This window comes from uncultured Granulicatella sp. (assembly GCF_938030755.1).
In the GTDB taxonomy this organism is placed as follows: domain Bacteria; phylum Bacillota; class Bacilli; order Lactobacillales; family Aerococcaceae; genus Granulicatella.
The window spans coordinates 1-3,731 of sequence record NZ_CALHIF010000068.1; the positions used below are offsets into that span (position 1 = coordinate 1).

The window sequence follows — 3,731 nt, forward strand, 5'->3', positions numbered from 1 at the left end:
ATAGTTAATCAAAAACTTCTACTTTTAAAATTAAACTATCTACTTTCACCTTTCATATTCATAACTTTTTATACTATATTTCACAAAATAAGTTCCATATAAATACAAAATTCTAAAATTTACAGCTAGTTCATCTACAAAATAGCCCCAACAAAAATACCAGAGCTATTATTCTTAAGAATTAAACTAAATTATTCCCATCCTACTCCCATTCAATAGTAGCCGGCGGTTTACTGGTGATGTCGTAGACGACGCGGTTGACGTGCGCTACTTCGTTGACGATACGGGCGCTAATCGTTTGCAATACTTCCCAAGGGATGCGAGCGAAGTCACTCGTCATGCCGTCGATACTGGTTACGGCACGGATACCGATCGTGTAATCGTATGTTCTGCCGTCTCCCATTACTCCAACGCTGCGGATGCCTGGAAGAACCGTGAAGTATTGCCATATGTCGCGTTCAAGGCCGTTTTTGGCAATTTCTTCGCGTAAGATGGTGTCTGATTCGCGGACGATTTCAAGTTTTTCTTCGGTCACTTCCCCAAGAACACGAATTCCAAGACCTGGTCCTGGGAATGGTTGGCGCCATACGATAGAGTCTGGCATACCAAGCGCCGTTCCTAGAGCGCGCACTTCGTCTTTGAAGAGCGTGTTTAATGGTTCGATCAGTTCGAATTGCATATCCTCTGGCAGTCCCCCTACATTATGGTGAGACTTGATGGTTTGCGCTGTTTTCGTTCCGGATTCGATGATGTCTGTGTAGAGCGTTCCTTGCGCAAGGAAATCCACGTCTGTGAGTTTTGCTGCTTCGTCGTCGAATACGTACACGAACTCATTTCCGATGATTTTTCGTTTTTGTTCAGGGTCGCTCACGCCTTTTAGTTTCGATAGGAACCGTTCCTGAGCGTTCACGCGGATAATATTGAGGCCAAATTTACCAGAAAGGCTCTCCATCACTTGGTCGCCTTCCCCTTTACGAAGCAATCCGTGGTCTACGAAAATACAGATGAGTTGGTCACCGATTGCTTTTTGCAAGAGAACACCAATCACACTTGAGTCTACCCCACCAGATAGCCCAAGTAAGACTTTCTTATCGCCTACTTTTTCGCGAATTTTCGCAATTTCCATTTCAATAAAGCTGGCCATCGACCAGTCGCCTGTTGCCCCACAAATATCGAACACGAAATTACGAAGCATGTCGTTTCCGTGAATACTGTGGCGCACTTCTGGGTGGAACTGTACGCCGTAAATGCTACGTTCTTGGTTTTCAAAAGCCGCAAATGGCGTGTGCGCATTCGAAGCCGTCACACTGAACCCTTCCGGAATCGCTGTAATACGGTCTCCGTGGCTCATGAGTACCTCTTCCTCTTCAGCTAGCCCTTTGAAAATGCCTGAAGTCGTGTTAAAGACATCGACTTTCGCAGAACCGTATTCACGCGTTGTGGACGATTCCACCTTCCCACCGAACAGATGCGTTGTCAGTTGCATCCCGTAGCAAATCCCAAGCACTGGAATTCCCAATTCAAAAATCGCAGGATCCACGGTAAAAGCATCCTCTGCATAAACGCTATGTGGTCCCCCTGAGAAAATAATCCCTTTTACGTTGCCATGTGCCTTAATTTCTTCGGCTGTAATGTCGTTGTGTAGCAACTCGCTAAACACACCGAATTCACGAATACGGCGCGTAATCAACTGGTTGTACTGACTACCGAAGTCGAGCACGATAATCTTTTCTAATGAAGTGGTTTGAGCTGTCATAAGAGGCCTCCTTAGTTTTAGTTCTTTTTCATTGTAACAGAAAAGAACGAAAATTACTTAAAAAAACTGAATCTTTTGTTCGGATTTTTAAACCCCGTTTTCCGCGTCACATCAAGCTTTCATGCAAATATATAAATTAGTATATAACGTGTACACTCGCTAACCGTACCCTTTACAAAAATTGTAAAATCAACGTTTTTAACTGTTGACACCACGCTCAAAAATTGTGTTTTAAATTTTTGAAATGTAGCATATATGCTACAGTAGCAAATATGCTACTTTTTGATTTTTTTAAAAGAGGAAAAAGTACTTACAGTTTCTTTTCGTATATGCTAAACTATGTACGTCATCGGTAACTCCCATGACAAAACCTCCTTAGTTCTTTCGATGTCGTTTGCAGACCACATACGAAACTTCACTAAGGAGGCTTATTTTTTTATTACAATGCTAAAGCTTTTTGGATTGCCAATTTGCTCTGGGGGAACTCAAACCAATTCTTCAATAGATAGATTAAAATCTGAAAGTTTACTTTTTTCATCAATAGAAGTCATTCGGGATTGGGGGAGGAGATGCTGGAGTAGTGTTGATTCACTCTACCTTGAAGAGAATTATATTTAAAGCAAGAGTTTACCAATAAAACATTAATAAACTCTTGTTTGATTTATTCTATCATAAAAGGGGGAGTTATTTATTATTCTGTGACATCATCCCAGAGGGGGGGATAGATAGTTAACCGGCATTCCTTCCTTGACATAATATCGATTAATGATAACTATGTCTGCTAAAAAATCTAAAAATTTTGTTTTTGCTTCTTGGAATGTATTATAAACATGCTTTCCATTAAAACTTCCTCTATCCATTGTTCCGTATACAAAATATAAATTTTCTACTTGATTATATTCAATGACGACTTCCCATTCTCCAGGTTTTTCCTCTGAAAATATTGAATATCTTAAATTTGAGTAACCTAATTTCTCAATTTCCTTTAGAAGATCCTTTTTCTGTAATTCTAAATTACTCATTATTTTATCCCCACGTAGAACATCTCCAACATTTCCTACTTTTATATTCTCTAAAATTCTTTATTTTTCCTTTCAATTTAATTTATGTCTATTTCCTTCCTTCTTCTCTCTCCATACTTAGGATTAATTATACTAAATAAGCGAATTTGTTCTTCTTGAAAAAGGGTATCATAACGGTCAAAATCTCCATTAGCATTAGCCCATGCATTTTTTGATGCAATTCTAGTAACATATGATTGCAAAAGATAATAAAGAATATCTTCCTTATTATCAAATTTTTTCTCAGAATTTATTTTGCCACGTTCGACACCAACAATGTAGTAATAATCATCCTCTAAATAAATAGTACGCCCTTCCGGTAAGAATAGAGATGGTTTTTCTTCTGTAAATAAATCCGACTGATTAAGATTTGTCTCCCCTATTTTTAATAGTAATTCCATTAATTCTTGCTTTAACTGCATTATTTTTACCTCGGATTCGTCTCTCATCTTCTGGTGATTCTCTTTTTCATCCCAGAGGGGAGATGGATATTGAGGAGCCCAACCATTGGTAATATAGTACTTGTTTCTTGAAACAGTATGTTTTAATAACTCCATAAATTTTTCTTTTGCTTCTTTAAAATTACTATACTCAAAAATCTTTCCTTTCCCAGCTTGATCCCTTGTTAGATATACCTCATATTTTTCAGTTTCATTATTGAACTCAATTCGCGTTTCCCATTCTGAGAGACCGTGCTCATTAAAAACCGAGTATCGTAAACTTTCATATCCAAACAATTTAATTTCTTCCATCAGTTCCTGTTTCTCTTTATCTAAATTTACCATTATTTTACCTCTCTCAAGAACCCTAATTTTTCATCCCTCTGTGTCCTTCAGGCTACATCATTTTTAATCCTCATCCCAAAGTGGTGACGAGTATGGATGAGAAAATCCTAATTCTGATGCTAAATGCTC

Annotated in this window: 3 protein-coding genes; all 3 read right to left on the reverse strand. The window is 38.4% G+C overall.

Features of this window, described 5'->3' with window-relative positions:
* Window positions 1-202: 202 nt before the first annotated feature.
* The 3 genes from guaA to Q0594_RS07065 all read right to left on the reverse strand — a co-directional run bounded on the left by guaA (window position 203) and on the right by Q0594_RS07065 (window position 3,602).
* On the reverse strand, window positions 203-1,756 hold the full coding sequence (gene guaA, locus Q0594_RS07055; RefSeq protein WP_298730808.1) for a glutamine-hydrolyzing GMP synthase: 1,554 nt from the start codon (window positions 1,754-1,756) through the stop codon (window positions 203-205).
* 704 nt (window positions 1,757-2,460) lie between these two features.
* Window positions 2,461-2,778, reverse strand: a complete 318-nt coding sequence (locus tag Q0594_RS07060; RefSeq protein ID WP_298730810.1) for an Imm59 family immunity protein — start codon at window positions 2,776-2,778, stop codon at window positions 2,461-2,463.
* Between the two features lie 77 nt (window positions 2,779-2,855).
* On the reverse strand, window positions 2,856-3,602 hold the full coding sequence (locus tag Q0594_RS07065) for an Imm59 family immunity protein (protein ID WP_298730812.1): 747 nt from the start codon (window positions 3,600-3,602) through the stop codon (window positions 2,856-2,858).
* Window positions 3,603-3,731 lie beyond the last annotated feature (129 nt).

Coding starts and splice junctions, on each gene's coding strand:
- Q0594_RS07060 (WP_298730810.1), bottom strand. CDS start 2,778: ATGAGTAATTTAGAATTACAGAAAAAGGATCTTCTAAAGGAAATTGAG.
- Q0594_RS07065 (WP_298730812.1), bottom strand. CDS start 3,602: ATGGTAAATTTAGATAAAGAGAAACAGGAACTGATGGAAGAAATTAAA.
- guaA (WP_298730808.1), bottom strand. CDS start 1,756: ATGACAGCTCAAACCACTTCATTAGAAAAGATTATCGTGCTCGACTTC.